Origin of the sequence: Rhodococcoides corynebacterioides (assembly GCF_019834675.1) — a bacterium.
Lineage (GTDB): Bacteria > Actinomycetota > Actinomycetes > Mycobacteriales > Mycobacteriaceae > Rhodococcoides > Rhodococcoides corynebacterioides_A.
The window spans coordinates 677,621-695,271 of the sequence record NZ_JABUBU010000001.1 but is presented as its reverse complement, the minus strand read 5'-3'; the positions used below and the strand labels follow the sequence as shown (position 1 = coordinate 695,271).

At 72.2% G+C, this 17,651-nt stretch carries 16 protein-coding genes; 5 read left to right on the top strand and 11 right to left on the bottom strand.

Annotated features, from left to right (window positions below):
- Positions 1-6 precede the first annotated feature (6 nt).
- Entirely contained in the window at positions 7-246 is a 240-nt protein-coding gene (locus HQ603_RS03295; protein ID WP_222683250.1) for a DUF3017 domain-containing protein, read from the bottom strand.
- Between the two features lie 29 nt (positions 247-275).
- Positions 276-1,139, bottom strand: a complete 864-nt coding sequence (locus HQ603_RS03290) for a bifunctional methylenetetrahydrofolate dehydrogenase/methenyltetrahydrofolate cyclohydrolase (protein WP_222682885.1) — start codon at positions 1,137-1,139, stop codon at positions 276-278.
- Positions 1,140-1,193: 54 nt separating this feature from the next.
- On the opposite strand from HQ603_RS03290, the gene HQ603_RS03285 reads away from it, so the two are divergent.
- Entirely contained in the window at positions 1,194-1,658 is a 465-nt protein-coding gene (locus HQ603_RS03285; protein ID WP_222682884.1) for a tRNA (cytidine(34)-2'-O)-methyltransferase, read from the top strand.
- On the opposite strand, the gene HQ603_RS03280 is transcribed toward HQ603_RS03285, so the two are convergent.
- Both HQ603_RS03280 and HQ603_RS03275 read right to left on the bottom strand, forming a co-directional pair.
- Positions 1,631-2,539 carry a DUF4349 domain-containing protein gene (locus HQ603_RS03280; RefSeq protein WP_222682883.1) on the bottom strand — a complete coding sequence of 303 codons (909 nt, stop codon included), beginning with the start codon at positions 2,537-2,539 and terminating at the stop codon, positions 1,631-1,633. The genes HQ603_RS03285 and HQ603_RS03280 overlap by 28 nt on opposite strands.
- Before the next feature lie 51 nt (positions 2,540-2,590).
- Positions 2,591-5,905: an error-prone DNA polymerase gene (locus HQ603_RS03275; RefSeq protein ID WP_222682882.1), complete on the bottom strand. Its 3,315-nt coding sequence runs from the start codon at positions 5,903-5,905 to the stop codon at positions 2,591-2,593.
- Between the two features lie 138 nt (positions 5,906-6,043).
- On the opposite strand from HQ603_RS03275, the gene HQ603_RS03270 reads away from it, so the two are divergent.
- The 3 genes from HQ603_RS03270 (at position 6,044) to HQ603_RS03260 (ending at position 10,088) form a co-directional block, all read left to right on the top strand.
- Complete coding sequence (locus HQ603_RS03270; RefSeq protein WP_222682881.1) at positions 6,044-6,985, top strand: 1-phosphofructokinase family hexose kinase; 942 nt, start codon at positions 6,044-6,046, stop codon at positions 6,983-6,985.
- A gap of 45 nt (positions 6,986-7,030) precedes the next feature.
- Positions 7,031-7,876, top strand: a complete 846-nt coding sequence (surE, locus tag HQ603_RS03265; protein WP_222682880.1) for a 5'/3'-nucleotidase SurE — start codon at positions 7,031-7,033, stop codon at positions 7,874-7,876.
- A 97-nt stretch (positions 7,877-7,973) separates the two neighbouring features.
- The gene (locus HQ603_RS03260; RefSeq protein ID WP_222682879.1) at positions 7,974-10,088 is read left to right on the top strand and encodes an MMPL family transporter; all 2,115 of its coding nucleotides are present in this window, start codon (positions 7,974-7,976) and stop codon (positions 10,086-10,088) included.
- 15 nt (positions 10,089-10,103) lie between these two features.
- Here the strand turns inward: HQ603_RS03260 and HQ603_RS03255 are convergent, their stop codons facing one another.
- Entirely contained in the window at positions 10,104-11,294 is a 1,191-nt protein-coding gene (locus HQ603_RS03255; protein WP_222682878.1) for an FAD-dependent monooxygenase, read from the bottom strand.
- A 106-nt stretch (positions 11,295-11,400) separates the two neighbouring features.
- Here HQ603_RS03255 and HQ603_RS03250 point away from each other — a divergent pair, with 106 nt between their 5' ends.
- Complete coding sequence (locus HQ603_RS03250; protein ID WP_222682877.1) at positions 11,401-12,177, top strand: SDR family oxidoreductase; 777 nt, start codon at positions 11,401-11,403, stop codon at positions 12,175-12,177.
- A gap of 20 nt (positions 12,178-12,197) precedes the next feature.
- Here HQ603_RS03250 and HQ603_RS03245 read toward each other — a convergent pair whose 3' ends face one another.
- From HQ603_RS03245 to HQ603_RS03220, 6 genes are all read right to left on the bottom strand, one after another.
- A complete protein-coding gene (locus HQ603_RS03245) occupies positions 12,198-12,491 on the bottom strand; it encodes a putative quinol monooxygenase (protein WP_222682876.1) in 294 nt (97 codons plus the stop codon).
- A gap of 28 nt (positions 12,492-12,519) precedes the next feature.
- Positions 12,520-13,086, bottom strand: coding sequence for a hypothetical protein (locus tag HQ603_RS03240; protein WP_222682875.1), 567 nt, complete (start codon positions 13,084-13,086; stop codon positions 12,520-12,522).
- 62 nt (positions 13,087-13,148) lie between these two features.
- Positions 13,149-13,925: an alpha/beta fold hydrolase gene (locus tag HQ603_RS03235; RefSeq protein WP_371830955.1), complete on the bottom strand. Its 777-nt coding sequence runs from the start codon at positions 13,923-13,925 to the stop codon at positions 13,149-13,151.
- 33 nt (positions 13,926-13,958) lie between these two features.
- Entirely contained in the window at positions 13,959-15,251 is a 1,293-nt protein-coding gene (gene dinB / locus HQ603_RS03230) for a DNA polymerase IV (RefSeq protein WP_222682874.1), read from the bottom strand.
- Positions 15,248-16,849 (bottom strand): DNA polymerase Y family protein, encoded by a 1,602-nt coding sequence (locus HQ603_RS03225; protein WP_308126338.1) that lies wholly within the window; start codon positions 16,847-16,849, stop codon positions 15,248-15,250. The genes dinB and HQ603_RS03225 overlap by 4 nt, the downstream gene beginning before the upstream one ends.
- On the bottom strand, positions 16,846-17,637 hold the full coding sequence (locus HQ603_RS03220; RefSeq protein WP_222682873.1) for a hypothetical protein: 792 nt from the start codon (positions 17,635-17,637) through the stop codon (positions 16,846-16,848). Before HQ603_RS03220 ends, HQ603_RS03225 begins: the two co-directional genes overlap by 4 nt.
- Between the last annotated feature and the right edge of the window lie 14 nt (positions 17,638-17,651).

Genomic DNA, 17,651 nt, shown 5'->3' with positions numbered 1-17,651 from the left:
GAACGGTCAGTCGGTCCCGAGCGGGTCGATCGACACTGCCAGCCAGACCACGGCGCCGCCGACCAGGGCCATCGAGACGACGTCGAAGGTGCGTGAGCGCACCGCCAGGACGCCCACCCGATCCTCGGTGAGCAGCAGCCGGAGCGCCGCGGCGACCAGGACGGCGATCCCGAAGACGAAGGCGCCGCGGCGCCAGCGGTCGGCGAGCACCAGCACGACCGCGGCGACAACGACGGCCGCCACCATCAGGACGGGCAGCTGACGGCGCAGCGCGGTCACGACCGGTCGGCGCCGGCGGTGCGCTCGGCGCGCTCGACCACGTTGGACAGCAGGAACGCCCGCGTCAGCGGACCGACCCCGCCGGGGTTGGGCGAGAGGAACCCGGCGACGTCCTCCACGCCCGCGGCGACGTCGCCGCGCAGGCCGTCGTCGGTGCGGGAGACGCCGACGTCGATCACCGCGGCACCCGGCTTGACCATGTCGGCCGTGATGAGGCCGACCACCCCGGCGCCCGCGACGACGACGTCCGCGCGGCGCACCTCGGCGGCCAGGTCCCGCGTGCCCGTGTGACACAGCGTCACGGTGGAGTTCTCGGAACGACGGGTGAGGATCAATCCCAGCGGTCGACCGACGGTCACGCCGCGGCCCACCACCACCACGTGCGCGCCGTTCAGCGGGACGTCGTACCGACGGAGCAGGTGCACGATGCCCCGCGGGGTGCACGGCAGGGTCGAGTCCTTGCCGAGCACCAGACGGCCGAGGTTCACGGGATGCAGTCCGTCGGCGTCCTTGTCGGGGTCGACCCGCTCGAGCGCCCGGTTCTCGTCGAGGTGCTTCGGCAACGGCAGCTGCACGATGTAGCCGGTGCACGCGGGATCGGCGTTGAGGTCGTCGATGACGGCATCCAACTCGTCCTGCGTGATGTCCGCGGGGAGATCACGCCGGATCGAGGCGATGCCGACCTTGGCGCAGTCGTTGTGCTTGCCCCGCACATAGGCGGCCGATCCGGGGTCGTCGCCGACCAGGACGGTGCCGAGGCCGGGGACGATGCCGCGCTCCCGCAGCGCCGACACCCGGGCGGTCAGGTCGACGAAGAGTTCGTCGCGAGTGAGTTTGCCGTCCAGTCGAGTCGCCGTCACGACACTCAGTTTCCCACGCGACGACGGGTGGATGCGACGTGGCAGGCTGATCGGGTGTTTCGTCTGATGTTCCACGAGCCCCGCATCCCGCAGAACACCGGCAACGCCATTCGGCTCGTGGCCGGAACCGGGTGCGAGCTGCACCTCGTCGAACCGCTGGGGTTCGACCTGTCCGAGCCGAAGTTGAAGCGGGCGGGGTTGGACTATCACGACCTGGCGTCGGTGACGGTGCACCCGAGCCTGGCCGCCGCCTGGGAGGCACTGGCGCCGGAACGGGTCTTCGCCCTGACTGCGCACGCGACGACGTCCTACGCCTCCGTGCAGTACCGCGCGGGCGACGTGTTGCTGCTCGGCCCCGAGCCCACCGGCCTCGCGCCGGAGGTGCTCGCCGATCCGCACGTGACGGACCGACTGCGCATCCCCATGCTGGCGGGCCGACGGTCGATGAACATCACCAACGCGGCGTCCGTCGTGATCTACGAGGCGTGGCGTCAGCTCGGGTTCGAGGGCAGCATCTGAGCCGGTCGGGCTCGGGTGCGGCGGCGCCGACGCAGTCGGAGCAGGCCGATCACGAGGCCGACGAGCACCGCGACGAGCGCGGCCCACGGCACCGCGGCGACGAGGAACAGCCCCACCGCGGTGAGCGCTCGCAGCAGCGCGTGCCAGCCGTCGGCGAAGGCGTCGCCGACCCCGCCGCGGGACGCGGTCTCGGTCTCGGTGATCTGCACCGACACGGTGGCGAGGTCGATTCGCTCGCGCAGGGACTGCTGCTGCCCCCGCAGGCTGTCGAGTTCCCCCTGCCGATCCGACAGGGCCGTCTCGGCGGCGAGTAGATCGGCGGTGGACGACGCGGTGGCGAGGAGGTCGCGCAGTCGGGTCACGGTGGCGTCGAGGGCGGCGATGCGGGCGTCGACGTCGGTCACCTGATCGGTGACGTCCGTCCGATCCACCCCGACCGCGGTGACGCGGCCGACCGTGCCGACCTCGTCGAGTGCCGCGTCGAGGCCGTCGGCCGGCACCCGCACCGTCAGCGCGGCGGACGCGGGTCCGTCGTCGACCGACGGCGAGTCGGTGCGAGAGTCGACTCGACCGCCGCGGTTCTCGGCGATCGCCTGCGTGCGGTCCGCCGCGGCGATCGGATCGTCCGCGACGAGGGAGACGGCGGCGTTCACGACGTCCTGGCGGGTCGGCGTGACCTGCGAGCGTGCCGGGGCCGCCTCGGTGAGGGCGATGCCCGAGTCGGTTCCGGGGGCGCTGACGGCACCGGCGTCGTGGGGTTCGCCGCTCGGCCCGAGATCCGGCTCACGGGTGGCACATCCGGCCGCCGCGAGCAGACCCGCGATGCACAGGACGGCGGCCAGCCTTGTCGTGGGCGCTGTTCTCGGACGCGCTGTTCTCATGGGCGCATGGTGGCACGGGACCGCGCCCGCCGGCACGGTGTACGGCCGGGCTCAGCGGAAGTCACGACTGCGCAGCAACACACGGAGGTCGAGGGGCTCGAGTTTGTCCGCGACCAGGGTGACCACACCCTCGGCGTTCTGCACTATGCCGCGGACGTAGAGCGCCTGCGAGAGCTGGGCCGCCTGCTTGTACTTGTGCCACACCCCTACCGAGCAGACCACGTTGATCATGCCGGTCTCGTCCTCGAGGTTGACGAAGGTGACGCCGGCGGCCGTCGCCGGGCGTTGTCGGTGGGTGACAGCGCCGGCCACCAGCACCCGATCACCGTCGGTCACCGACAGGAGCCGATCGGCCGGGACCACCTGCAACTCGTCCAGCCGCTCCCGGAGGAACTGCGTGGGGTAGCTGTCCGGGGAGACGCCGGTGGCCCAGATGTCGGCGGCGGCGAGTTCCCAGGCGCTCATACCGGGCAGCGACGGCGCTCGAATCGACGCCCCCACGGCGGGCAGGCGATCGGGGCGCTCCGCCGCGGCGGCGCCGGCCGCCCACAGCGCTTCCCGCCGGGTGATGCCGAAGCACGCCAACGCGCCGGCGGTGGCGAGCGACTCCGTCTGCGCCACCGTCAGTTCCACGCGACCGGTGAAATCGAGCAGGGCGCGGAACGGTCCGTCGGCCCGGGCCGCGACGATGGTCTCCGCCAGGTCCGTGCCGATGCCGCGTACCTCCGCGAGACCGAGCCGGACCTCGAGGCCCGCGTTCTCGACGGTGGCGTGGGCGAGCGAGGCCTGCACGTCCGGCCCGTGCACCGCCACCCCGTGGCGGCGTGCGTCGGCCACCAGGGACTGCGGTGAGTAGAAGCCCATCGGTTGCGCCCGCAGCAGTCCCGCGCAGAACGCCGCCGGGTGATGCAGCTTGAACCACGACGAATAGAACACCAGCGACGCGAAACTCTGCGAATGGCTCTCGGGGAACCCGAAGTTGGCAAAGGCGTAGAGCTTGTCGAAGATGCGGTCGGCTTTGGGGCCGGTGATGTCGTGCAGCTCGCGCATGCCGGCGTAGAACCGCTCCCGCATCCGCTCCATCTTCTCGGGGCTGCGCTTGGACCCCATGGCTCGGCGCAGCTGATCGGCCTCGGTCGCGGAGAACCCCGCCACGTCGACGGCCATCTGCATCAGCTGTTCCTGGAACAGGGGGACGCCGAGGGTGCGCTCGAGGGCGCGTTCGAGCGAGGGATGGTCGAACGTCACGGGCTCGAGCCCGTTGCGGCGGCGGACGTACGGGTGCACCGAGTGTCCCTGGATGGGCCCGGGGCGGATCAACGCGACCTCCACCACCAGGTCGTAGAACTCGCGGGGCTTGAGGCGGGGCAGGGTGGCCATCTGCGCTCGCGACTCCACCTGGAACACTCCCACCGAGTCGGCCCGCTGGAGCATCTCGTACACCGCCGCCTCACCGAGGTCGAGTTCGGCGAGGTCCACGTGGATTCCCTTGTGCTCCTTCACCAGATCGATCATGTAGTGCAGCGCGGAGAGCATGCCGAGACCGAGCATGTCGAACTTCACCAGCCCGACGGCGGCGCAGTCGTCCTTGTCCCACTGCAGGACCGTCCGACCCGCCATGCGCGCCCACTCCACCGGGCACACGTCGGCGATGGGTCGATCGCAGATCACCATGCCCCCGGAATGGATTCCGAGGTGACGCGGGAAGTTCTCGATCTGCGCGGCCAGGTCCAGGACGGGAACGGGGATCGAGGTCTCCCGCGATTCGGCGACGAGGTCGGCCGACCCGACGCCGGACCACCGGGTGATCTGCTTGCTCCAGGCGTCCTGCTGTCCCTGCGAGGCGCCCAACGCTCGCGCCATGTCCCGCACCGAGGACTTGCCGCGATAGGTGATGACGTTGGCCACCTGCGCCGCGTAGTCCCGGCCGTACCTGGCGTAGACGTGTTGGATGGCTTCCTCGCGGCGGTCGGACTCGATGTCGACGTCGATGTCCGGTGGGCCGTCGCGCTCGACGGAGAGGAATCGCTCGAACAGCAGCCCGTTGCGCACCGGGTCGACGTGGGTGATGCCGATGGCGTAGCAGACGGCGGAGTTGGCGGCCGATCCTCGTCCCTGACACAGGATGTCGGCCTGCTTGCAGAACGCCACGATGTCGTGGACCACGAGGAAGTAACCGGGGAAGTTCAACTGCTCGATCACGGTGAGCTCGTGCTCGATCTGGGCGTAGGCGGCCGGGTCCTCCTCCGGCCGGCCGTAGCGCCGCGCCGCGCCGCGGTAGGTCAGCTCGCGCAGCCAGGAGATCTCGGTGTGTCCGTCCGGCACGTCGAACGGAGGCAGCTGCGGCGCGATCAGATGCAGATCGAACGCGCACTCCTCCCCCAGTGCCGCCGCGCCGGACACGGCCGTCGGATACGGCGCGAACATCCGATCCATCTCCACCCCCGACCGCAGGTGCGCGCCCCCGAGTGGCGGCAGCCACCCCGACGCCTCGTCCAGGCTGCGCCGGGCCCGCACGGCCGCCATCGCCATGGCCAACCGGCGACGGTCCGGACGGGCGAAATGCGCCGCCGTGGTGGCCACGACGCCCAGCCCGTACCGGGCCGCGAGGCCGGCCAACGCGTCGTTGCGCTCGTCGTCCTCCGGCACGCCCTGCGCGGTGAGCTCGACGCTCACCCGATTCGAACCGAAGCGATCGACCAGATCCTGCAGCGCGGCGTCGGCCCCCGCGAGGCCGTCGCGCGCCAGGCCCGCACGCACACTCCCCTTGCGGCACCCCGTGAGGATCTGCCAGTGGCCACCGGCGGCCTCGGTGAGCGCGTCGAGGTCGTACTGCGGTCGGCCCTTCTCCCCGCCCACGAGGTGCGCGGCGGCGATCTGCCGGGACAGCCGCCGGTACCCCTCCTGCCCGCGGGCGAGCACCAGCAGGTGGACGCCGTCCGGATCGACGGTGCCCGCGCGCGACTCCGCCGGGGCCGCGCCGGACAGCGACAGCTCGGACCCGAACACCGTCTTCATGCCGAGTTCCTTCGCCGCCTCGGCGAACCGCACCACCCCGTACATGCCGTCGTGATCGGTGAGGGCGATCGCGTCCAGCCCCAGCCGGACGGCCTCCTCGACCATCTCCTCCGGCTGCGAGGCGCCGTCGAGGAAGCTGAAGGACGAGTGCGCGTGCAGTTCCGCGTAGGGCACCGTGGTGGCCGGGCGGCGCACCTCGCCCTCGTACGGCGACCGCTTGCGGGACCACGCCGGGCTGTCTCCGCCGTCGCCCACCAGAGGATCGATCACCCTCGACCCTGGACGGGGACGTCCGGAGAGCAACCGCTCCATCTCCGTCCAGTTGGGCGGACCGTCGTTCCATCCCACGTCCGCCCCCTCCCCTCTCGACCGTCACGCCCGGCATGTGTTCGAACACGTGTTCGTACCGATGAGACCATTGCAGCACGGCCCACCGACACGTCGCAAACCCGTTTCACAACGGGACGAAACGGGCACAGTGGCACGATGGCCACCACCGCGAAGACCCCGACGGCGATGGTGTTCGCACCGTCGCCCCTGCTGACGATCACCCTCGACACGGCACCGGGCGGGAACACCGAGTTGCACGTCCACGCCGGCGGGCAGGGACACTGGATCGCCCGCATGGCCGTCAACCTCGGCCTCGACGTCACGCTCACCGGCGCGTTCGGCGGCGAGAGCGGCGCCGTCCTGCGCGACCTCATCGGCCGCGAGAACATCACGGTCCGCGCCGTCGACCTCGGTACCGAATCCGGGTCCTACGTGCACGATCGTCGGGACGGGGAACGTACCGAGGTCGCCACCATCGACCCCCCGCCGCTCGCCCGGCACGCCCTCGACGACCTCTTCGGCCTCGCGCTCGAGTGCGGTGCCGGCGCCGACATCGCCCTGCTCGGCGGTCCGCACACCGACGAAGTCGTCCCGCCCGACTTCTACCGACGGCTCTGCAGCGACCTGCGCTCCCTCGGCACACCGGTGGTCGCCGACCTCTCCGGGCCGACGGCCACCGCCGCCCTCGCCGGCGGGCTCACCGTGCTCAAGATGAGCCACGAGGACCTCGTCGAGGACGGGCGGGCCGACTCCGAGGACCCGGACGCGCTCATCGACGCGATGCGTGCCCTGCACGACGAGGGCGCGGAGACCGTCGTCCTCTCCCGTGCCGCCGAGCCGGCCCTCGCCCTGGTCGACGGCACGGTCCTCGAGGTGCTCACCCCGGCGCTGGAGCAGACCGACCACCACGGCGCCGGCGATTCCATGAGTGCCGGCATCGCCACCGCCCTGGCACACGGCGCCTCGATGGAGGACGCCCTGCGCCTCGGCGGGGCCGCCGGAACCGCGAACGTGACCCGACGTGGACTGGGTACAGGACAGCGAGGACTGGTCGACACGGTCGCGCGCTCGGTCGAGGTGCGGCCGTACCGGCCGTGACGGAGACCGAGTGGACATCGACGAGCAGCCGACCGGGAGGTCATCGTGCGCGCACTGATCACCAACGACGACGGGGTGTCGAGCCGCGGCATCGCGGTCCTGACGCGGGTGGCCGTCGAGGCCGGACTCGACGTCGTGGTCGCCGCGCCGCACGAGGAACGCAGCGGCGCGTCCGCCGCGCTGTCCGGACTCGAGGACGGCGGGCGGCTGCGCAGTACGCGCACCGTCGTCGACGATCTCGACGTGGACGCCTTCGCGGTGCACGCCTCCCCCGCCCTCATCGCCTTCGTCGCCTCGCGCGGCGCGTTCGGGCCGCGACCGGACGTCGTGCTGTCCGGCATCAATCACGGCCCCAACACCGGGTCGGCGGTGCTGCACTCCGGCACCGTCGGTGCAGCTCTGACCGCCGTCACCCACGGCATCCCCGGGCTGGCCGTGTCGCTGGCCGGGGTGGACGCGTCGTCGCTCGCCGCCGTGTCGTCGCGCACCGGCGACCCGAGCGCGGACCCCGGTGCCGCCCGACCCGCCGCCACGTCCTGGGACACCGCGGCCGACGTCACCGCCCGCGCCCTGCGGTGGTTCCTCGACCATCTCGACCCCGATCGCGTGATCAACGTCAACGTGCCGGCCGTGCCACCGTCGGACCTACGCGGCATCCGCGCCGCCCGGCTCGCGACCTTCGGCGCCGTGCAGGCCGAGATCGGCGACCGCGACGACGAGTTCGTCACCGTGCGGTTCGACGAGATCCACACCGAGACCGACGACGACAGCGATGCGAGCCTCGTCGAGCACGGCTGGGCCACCGTCACCGCGCTGCGACCGCCCACCGCGGTGACCGTCGACACCTCCGAGCTGGCCGACCCTGCCGACCCCGTCGACACACCCGACTGACCGCCCGGTCCGAACACGTCACAGAGTTCCCTCGAGTCGGTTCACTACAGTCGCTGCCGGGGGTCGGACGGAGAACACCTCGAGAGGGAGAACTGCTGTGACACGTTGGGCGTCGTTCGTGGTGTCACGGCCGTGGTGGGTGCTGATCGCCGCGGTCCTGATCGTGCTCACCGGCGCCACGTGGGGACTCGGCGTGTTCGGCAAGCTCAGCCAGGGTGGGTACGAGGACCCCGGCAGCGAAGCAGTGGCGGTGTCCCGCCAGATCCAGGGCCTGGGCACGGCCGCGCCGGACATCATCGCCATCTACACCGCCCCCGAGGGCCGCACGCTCGACGACATCGGCCCCGAGGTCACCGGAGTTCTCGACGCGTTCGAGGCCGAGGTGCAGCCCGAGAACGTCACCTCCTACTGGTCGGCGCCCGCCGCGCAGAAGGAATTCCTCGCCTCGACCGACGGCACCAAGGCCCTCGCGACGGTGTCCCTGGGCGGTGACACGGGAGTGACCCTGCAGTCCTTCGGTGACCTGCTGCCGAAGCTCGAGGCGCAGGGCATCCAGACGCAGTTCGCCGGGGCGTCGGTCGCCGGCATCTCGTTCAACACCCAGTTGCAGCAGGACCTGGTGCGGGCGGAGATCATCGCCATTCCGATCACGCTGATCCTGCTGGTCTTCATCTTCGGCGGCGTGGTGGCGGCCGCGGTGCCGGTGACGGTGGGAGTCCTGGCCGTCGCGGGGGCGCTCACCGTGTTGCGCATCTTCACGGAGTTCACCGACATCTCGTCCTTCGCGATCAACGTGGCCTCGCTGCTGGGCCTCGGCCTGGCCATCGACTACGGCCTGTTCGTCGTCAGCCGGTTCCGCGAGGAACTGCGGAAGGGCGCCGACGGCCGCGAGGCCGCGCGACGCACGGTGCTCACGGCCGGGCGGACCATCGCGTTCTCCGGCCTGCTGCTCGTCTGCGCGTTCGCGGGAATGCTGGTCTTCCCGCAGGCGATCATCCGCTCGCTCGGCTACGGCGCCATGGCCGCCGTCGGCTGCGCCGCGATCCTCTCCCTCACCGCGGTACCCGCCGTCCTGGCCATCCTCGGCCCGCGCATCAACGCGATCACCTGGTCGCGCACGGCGTCGGATCGTGGCGAGGAACGCGCGCATCACCTGTGGGGCGGCATCGTCACCCGCGTGATGCGGCGACCGGTGATCGTGGCGACGGTCATCACCGCCGGTCTGCTGATCCTCGCGAGCCCCCTGCTGAAGACGACGCTCGGCGAGGTGTCCTACACCGCTCTGCCCGCGGACGATCCCGCGCGCATCGCCTACGAGACGCTCACCGACGACTTCCGCAGCACCGGCGACAGCGCCACCCTGGTGTTGACCGGTGACTCCGCACGCCCGAACGGGCCGGCGATCAACGCGGTCGTCACCGCCACCCGCGCCGTCGAGGGTGTGGCGAACGTGCAGTTCGGAACGGCCAGCGGCAATTTCGTGGTCATCGACGCGACGTTCGCCTCCGGGGTCGACTCCACCGAGCAGCAGGAACTGGTGAAGGAGATCCGCGCGATTCCCGAACCGGACGGCACCACACTCACCGTGGGCGGTGCGGCTGCCCTGGTGCTCGACGGCAACACCGCGATCATGCACTGGCTGCCGGTGATGCTCGCGATCATGGTCGGCTCGACCCTGGTGCTGCTGTTCCTGGCCTTCGGGTCGGTGGTGCTGCCGATCAAGGCGGTCGCCATGGCCGCGCTCAGCATGGCCGCGACGTTCGGCGCGCTGACGTTCATCTTCCAGGAGGGCAACGGCGCCTCCCTGCTCGGCGTCAGTCCCGCACCGCTGGAAGCGACGTTCGTCGTGCTGATCCTCGCCGTGGTCTTCGGCCTGTCGACGGACTACGAGGTGTTCCTCATGTCCCGCATGGTCGAGGCCCGCACGGCCGGCGCGAGCACGGAGGCGGCCGTCCTCGTGGGCGCGCAGCGCACGGGACGCATCGTGACGGCCGCCGCCCTCATCCTCATCATCGTCACCGGCGCCTTCGCGGTGTCCGGCCTGTCGATCATGCGGTTCGTCGGCGTCGGCATGATCCTCGCGCTCATCATCGACGCGACCATCATCCGCATGCTGCTGGTGCCGTCCCTGGTCAAGCTGATGGGCGAGGCCAACTGGTGGGCCCCCGCCTGGATGAAACGGGTGCACGCGAAGGTCGGGATCGGCCACTGAACCCGCCCTCGGGGGTCAGCGGCGCGCCGTGAACTCCGGCAGGTCCCGGTCCGTCGGCACCACCTCACCCGCCCCGGCGACCAGCCGGGACAACGGCGTTCGCGTCACGGCCCGCACCGCCAGACGCGTCACCGCCAGCGCCGCCCGCGACCGCGGATAGGCCAGGCGCAGCACCCGCGGGTCGACGGACTGCACCTCGTCGACCACCGGCCGCAACCACCGCTCGGCGTCGGCGAGCCCGCGCCGCACGGTGTCGTCGTCGGCCCCCGGCGGAACGAACGCGGCCAGCACGTACCCGGCCGTCAGAGCGAGGGACGCACCGCCGCCGCCGAGCGGGGTGACGCACCACGCGGCGTCCCCGAGGCACACCACCCGGTCTCGACGCCAGGTGCTCATGCGGATCTGTTCGAGCCGGTCGACGTAGAGATCGTCCGTGTCGGCGAACCCGGCCAGAATGCGCGGAGCGGCCCAGCCGACGTCGCCGAACCGGCGCCGCAGCAGTGCGAGCAGGCGGTCCCTGTCCGCGCCCACCAGATCGTCCTCCGCGGTACAGGAGAGCAACGCTCGGGTGGTGCCGTGCGGGTCCGGCCGCAGATGGGCCTGCCGCCCGCCGTGGGTGATGTACCAACGCCACCGGTCGTCGTCGTCCGCCGTCCGAGGGATCGTGCCGAACACCATGTCGATCCCCATCGGCACCCGCGTGACGACGTCGTCGGCGAAGACGAGATCGCGGGTGCTCGACCGCACCCCCTCGGCGATCACCAGCAGATCGCCGCGCAGCTCGTCCGTCGAGGTGGTGACGACACGGCGGCCGCCGTCGTGCACCGCGGACACGGACTCGCCGAAGCGGACGGTCACCTCGGGCGGGAGGAGGTCGCGTATCGCCCCGGCCAGGTCGCCGCGGAGGATCTCGAACTCCGCCGTCGGCCCGTCCGGCCCATCGGAGGGCAGCTCGCCGATCGGCCCGCGGTCACCGATCATGACGGTGGCGGTCTCGGTGGTGTTCAGCGCACGGACCCGCTCGGTCAGCCCGGCGCGGTCCAGCACGTCCCGTGCGATGCCGCGCACGTCGACGTTCTGCCCTCCGTCGCGGAACCGCGGCGCCCGCTCGAGCACCGTGACGTCCCATCCGGCTCGGCGGAGCCACAGAGCGGCGGACAGGCCCGCGATGCTCGCCCCCGACACGATCGCGTACGCACCCGCCATGGCCCTCGGTTCTCCGTTCACTCGGCTTCTCGCCTCGCCCGCGCGATGTCACGATGGGACGCCGCATCTCGGCTCCAGTATGTCGACACGGGAAGGAACGGCCATCGTGAGAATCGCCGTGGCAGGAGGAACGGGAACGACGGGACGACGGGTCGTGGACCACGTCCGCGCCGCAGGACACGAGGCCGTGGTGCTGTCCCGGTCCGCCGGCATCGATCTGACGGTCCCCTCGGCGGTGATCGACGACGCCCTCGGCGGCGTCGCGACGGTGCTCGACGACGCCCTCGGCGGCGTCGCGGCGGTGATCGACGCGAGCAACGTCACCACCCTCTCCCGGTCGACCTCCGAGCGGTTCTTCGGCGCCGTCACCCGCACGCTGCTGGGAGCGGAAGCGCGGCTCGGGGTGGGACATCACGTGGCACTGTCCATCGTCGGCTCGGACCGCGTCGACTCCGGCTACTACGCCGGAAAACGGCTGCAGGAGAAGCTGATCCGCGAGTCCGACGTGCCGTGGACCGTGGTTCGCGCGACGCAGTTCCACGAGTTCACCGACCAGACCCTCACCATGACACGGGGCCCGATCGCGGTGGTCCCGGTCATGCGGAGCCGGCCGGTCGCCGTCGACGAGGTCGCGGCGTTCCTCGTCGAGGTGGCCACGGCCGCCCCGCGCCGGGCCGTCGTCGAGATCGCCGGTCCGGCACCGGAATCACAGGTGGAACTGGCTCGGCGGGTCCTGCGCGCCCGCGGGTCGCGTCGTCTGGTGCTGCCCCTGCGCGTGCCGGGAGCCGCCGGTCGCGGCATGGCCTCGGGCGCCCTGCTTCCCACCGGCGAGTTCCGCCGCGGCGAGCAGGACTTCGCATCCTGGCTCGCCGACCGGTCGTGACCGGCGCGCACCGGATCCGCTCAGATGTCGAGTTGCTCGAGCACGGTCAACGTCGGCGCGGCGACCAGCACGGTGCCGAGTTCGCTGCGCCCCTCGGGCGACGCGCGGAAGGCGCGGTAGGCGGCGTCGTGCTCCCGGCTCTGCCACGTCTCGACGACCACGACGTGCGCGGGATCCTCGACGTCCGCGGTCACGCGGACGTCCAGGCACCCGTCGAATCCCCGTGTGGCGACGAGGGTCTCGGCGAGCACGCGATGCGCCTCCGGCAGGCGGGCCGGATCGAGGCTGAGGTCGAGCAGAGCGGTGACGGCCATCGTCGGATCCTCCGTGGATGCTGGGATGTCAGGACTTCCGTGACCATCCTGGCACTCGGTCCCGGACGGCCCCGAACCACAGGGGCAGGAAGCCGCGCGAGAGGTAGAGCAGCGGTCCGATCGTGCCCGTCCATTTGACGGCGGCGAGCACGCTCGACGTCGTGGCGGTGGCGTCGGTGATGCGCCGGGTGTCCTCGTGCATCCAGAGATTGACCACGTTCTCCGCGATGTCGGCGGTGGCGGCCAGCGCGGGCGCGGCGAGGAGCACCGAGCGGGTGGTCGGCGAGATCGGCAGCAGTTCGGACAGGCGCACGGCGGCGAGCCGCAGCGCCTGCGCGTACAGCACCGGGTGGTGGAAGTTGGCGATGTAACCCTTCCTCAGATCGCGGGCCGCCCGCGGACTCAGGTTCTCGATCACCGCGCGGTAGCGCGCGCCGGACGGACACACCTGCAGCTGCACGTAGGCGGGACCGCCGGATCCGGTGACGGTGATCAGACTGAACTCCGACACGCCGTACAGGGCCGCGCGGCCGGCAAGTCGGGCGTCGAGTGCGGTGAGGGCGAACGGCTCGGTGGTGCGCGTGGGCAGCGGCATGTCGCCGACCGTAGCGTCGCGGTCGACGTCGACACGAGGCGTCGACGACGAGTCTGGACGGGTCACAGACCGTCGAGGAACGGCTCCACCGCAGTCCTGAACTCCTCGAAGCGATCTCGGTGCACACTGTGCCCACTGTCGACCGCCACCACCCGACTGCGCGGCAGCCCCGCGACCGCCGCGGCGAGGCGCTCGCGGTCGACCATGCCGGTCAACCCACCCACGACCAGCAGCACGTCCGCGGTCACGGACGCCAGCGCCGACCACCACGCCGGGTCCGGGGTGCGGAACTGCGTCAGAGCGGGCGCCGTCATCGACCGGTCGAACGCCCACGCCGCACGCGGATGGCGCACGATCGACGACAGGGCGTGCAGCAGCTCCCGCGGCGACGGCGCTCCGCCCAGGACCGGCGGCGGGTCACCGGGACGCAGCGGCAACGGGGCCTCCTCGACCACCAGCTTGCGCACCGCGTCGCCGCGGCGTTGCGCGACGAGCGTGGCCGTGTGTCCGCCGAGCGAATGCCCGACCAGGTCCACACGCGTCAGGCGGAGGCGGTCGAGCAGCGCCTCGAGATCGTCCGCGAACGTGGCGAAGGAGTAGTCGGCGGCGCGGCCACTGCGGCCGTGCCCACGCAGATCGGGCACGATCACGCGCCGACCACGGCGGATCAGGCTCTGCGCGAACCGGTTCCACGTGGCGCCGTCCCCGCCCATACCGTGGACCAGGACCACCGGCGAGTCGCGGGCGTCCTCACCGCCGGAGTCGCGGTAGTACAGGTGCGGCCGGGACGGGCCGGGGCCGGTCGGGATGTTCTCGCGCGGGGCGTCGTCGGTACTCACCGAGCGCCACTGTACCCGGGGACCGATGCCGTCTCAGTCGCCGAGCAGCGGCACCGAGGGCAGCTCCTGGCGACCGAGGAGCACACCGCGGGTGACGGCGGCGGAGCCGAACCGCCGGTGGACGCCGTCGAGCGCGGCGTCGAGGGCAGCCCGGTCGACGTACCCGTGGCCGTGCTCCCGGCTGGGCTCGTGGCCGTGCTCCTGGTCGTCGGGGGGCGTGTCGTAGGGCAACTCCAGCTGCATCGCCGCACCGTCCTCGAGGTTCGAGACGGCCACCCCCACCAGCGTGAGGCCCTGCATGGTGATGGTCGACATCGCCGCCTCGAGCAGCGATCGCGCGGCGGTGAGCACGACGTGGGTGTCGGCGGTGGCGCGGCCGAGGGTGGTCGAGCGAGTGGCGCGGGTGAAGTCGTCGAACCGCAGACGCAGGGTCACCGTCCGACCGGCGCGGTGGCCCTTGCGCATCCGGTAGGTGACGCGGTCCACCAGCGCGGTGAGGGCGGCGTCGATCTCCGCGGGATCCTTGTGTCGCCGTCCCAGAGCGTGCTGCGCGCCGACCGACCGACGACTGCGACCGGTGGTGACCCTCCGGGCGTCGACGCCGTTCGACAAAGCATGGAGATGCCGACCGGCGGCGGATCCGAGCACTGCGGCCAGCGCGCCCTCCCGCTCCGCGGCGAGCTCGCCGATGGTGCGGATACCCTGCGCGTGCAGCTTGCGGGCGGTGACCTTGCCGACGCCCCACATGCGTTCCACCGGCAACGGGTGCAGGAACTCGAGTTCGCGGGCCGGATCGACCACGAGCAACCCGTCCGGCTTGGCGACGGCACTGGCGATCTTGGCCAGGAACTTGGTCCGCGCCACCCCCACGGTGATCGGGAGCCCGACGTCCTCGGCGACGGTGCGGCGCAGGTCCGCCGCGATGTCGGCCGGCGATCCGGACAGTCGCGCCAGGCCGGTCACGTCGAGGAACGCCTCATCGATGGAGATGCCCTCCACCAGCGGGGTGACGTTCTCGAACACCTCGAAGACGTCCTTGCTGGCCTGCGCATAGGCGTGCATCCGCGGGGGCACCACCACCGCCTGCGGACAGAGGGCGCGGGCCTGCCGACCCCCCATCGCGGTCTTGACCCCGTACGCCTTGGCCTCGTAGCTCGCGGCCAGGACGACGCCACCGCCGACGATCACCGGCCGACCACGCAACGACGGGTCGTCCCGCTGTTCCACCGACGCGTAGAACGAGTCCAGGTCCGCGTGCAGGACGGTGGCCTCGTGCAGTCGGTCGCGGGCGCGGCCGGAGCCGGTGTCGATACTGCTGTCGCTCATTCGTAGATGCCCTCCACGAACCATCGTCCTCCGTCGTGGAGCACCAGCACCGCGCGCGCGTCCTCGAGCACCATCTGCGCCCGCGCCACCTGTCGTGCCGTGGACACCGCACCCGGATCCCACCACCGTTCGTCGACGCACCACGGGCCCGCCCACCCGTGCAGCGACCACGTGCTCGACCCCCACGTCAGCACCGCCGGGTCCCGATCGAACATCCCCCGCTCGGTCACCCCGACCGGCTCCCCCGACGCGCCCACCACCGTGATCTCCGGGCGAGTGGTGGTGAGGGCGGTGGGCGACGGCGACGGCATGCGACCGGGCCAGGGCGCGGCGGGATCGGCGTCGGGAACCGGCTCGTCGCCCCACGGCACCATCGTCACCCGCTCCGTCGGACCGCGGCCGCCGCTGAGCACCCCCACCTGCACCGCGTCCCCACCGAGCAGACCCTGCACGCGCACCAACGCGCGTCGTGCACGCTCGTCCTCGTCGCCGACCCCGCCCCACAGACCGAGCTGCAACGCTCCGGCGGTGACCACCTCGACCGGTTCGAGGCGGAGCAGCACCACCCCGGCCGTCGGCTTGTTCTCGCTGCGTCCGGTGAGCCAGCCGTCGAGTTGCCAGCGCACCCGATCCGCGGTGCCCTCCGGCGTGAGCGGCTCGGCGCACCGCCACGTGCGGGAGAGGTGCTCGCCGTTGGCCGTTCGGGCCTGCACCAGCAGCCGCGTGCAGGCCACCGCCGCCGCGGACAACGCGACGTGCAGTTTCTCCGCCAACGCACGACCGGCGAACGCGGCGGCGTCCACCCGGTCCAGCGGTGGATCGCAGTGGTGCTCGACGTCGAGATCCGGCGGCAGCACCCGAGCCGACGGCGGACGTTCCGGTTCCCCACGGGCGCTGCGGTGCGCCGCCACCGCATCGGTCCCGAACCGCGACGCCACGTCGACCGGCGAGAGCGTCCCGAAGTCCCCGATCGTGCGCAGCCCCAGACGGATCAACAGGTCCACCAGGTCCACCCGGTCCGGCGCCGCGAGGGACGGCTCGGCCGACAATTCCGCCACCGGCAGCGGTGCGAGGAACCCGGCGCCGCCACCCGCGGGCACGATCGCCCCGTGCCGGGCGGCGATCACCGCCGTCGAGACCTCGTCGGCGATGCCCACCTGACATTCCACGCCGACCGCGGCGACCGCGTCGACCAGTCGTTCGGCCGCGTTCTCCTCCGCCCCGAAGTACCGCGCCGCGCCGCGTGCCGACAGCAGCAGCAGACCCGGACGCAACACCTCGATTCCCGGAATCAGTTCGTCCACCGCGGCCGCGACCGGCTCGAACGTACGCGCATCGCGATCCGGATCCGCCCGTGCCACATGCAGTTCCGGGCACCGCGCCTGGGACTCCCGACGCGTCCCGCCGCGCCGGACCCCGGCCGCGCGGGCCGTCGCCGAGCAGGCGACCACCCGATTCGCCGACACCACGGCCACCGGCGCGGACGCGGGGACGTCCGCCGCGGCCGCCGCGGCCACGGCCGGCCAGTCGGGACACCACACGGCGAGCACCCGGTTGCGGCGCGCGTTCGACCCGCGTCGATTCTCCGGGCCCGTCACGGCAAGGCCGTCAGCATCGGACCGCTCTCCCGCGCGGTCGACCACTCGACGCCCTCCCCGGCCGACGCGACCACCAGACGGCCCGTGCGCGGCCGCATCGCCTTCCCCTGGACCTCGACGCCCAACCGGACCGCCCGCACCCGGCCTCGACCGCGGCGATCACCGGACCCGGGACCGTCGTACCCGTCGACGTGCGCCGACAGGGTGAGTTCCGCCCCGTCCCACCGGCCGTCGGTGACGACGAGCGTGGCGCCCTTGGTGCGGGCGCGCGCCACCACCGCCCGTGCGCGCGACGGCGGCACGGTGGACCCGCCGAGGCCCAGCACCACCAGATCGATGCCGTCGAGCAGCACGGCCGCCACCTCCACCGGATCCGCCCCGGGATTCGGCACCAACGCCAGCCGATGCAGCTCGGCACCCATCTCCGCCGCCGCGAGCAGGCCGAGCCGCGGCATCCCGATCACCGCCGCGTGCCGCCCGGACGCGGTGACGGACGCCAGGATGCCGGTGAGCAGCGACCCGGCCCCGGAGAGCGCCACCACCGATCCGCGGGCCAGTCCGCCCTCCGGCAGCAACGCCGACAACGCGCTCGGCACCGGAAGCACCGGCCGGGCGGGGCGGGTCGCCTCGGTGGGAACGGACTCCAGGGCCGGAGCCGTGGCGGCGGACCCGGCAGCAGGGGAACCGGCAGCGGGGCCGGTCGCACCGCTGATGCGGCGCCGCAGCACCTCGATCCGCTCGCTGCGCGACAGACCGTCGAGACCGTCCAGATCGACCGAAACAGGCATACTCACTCCCCGGA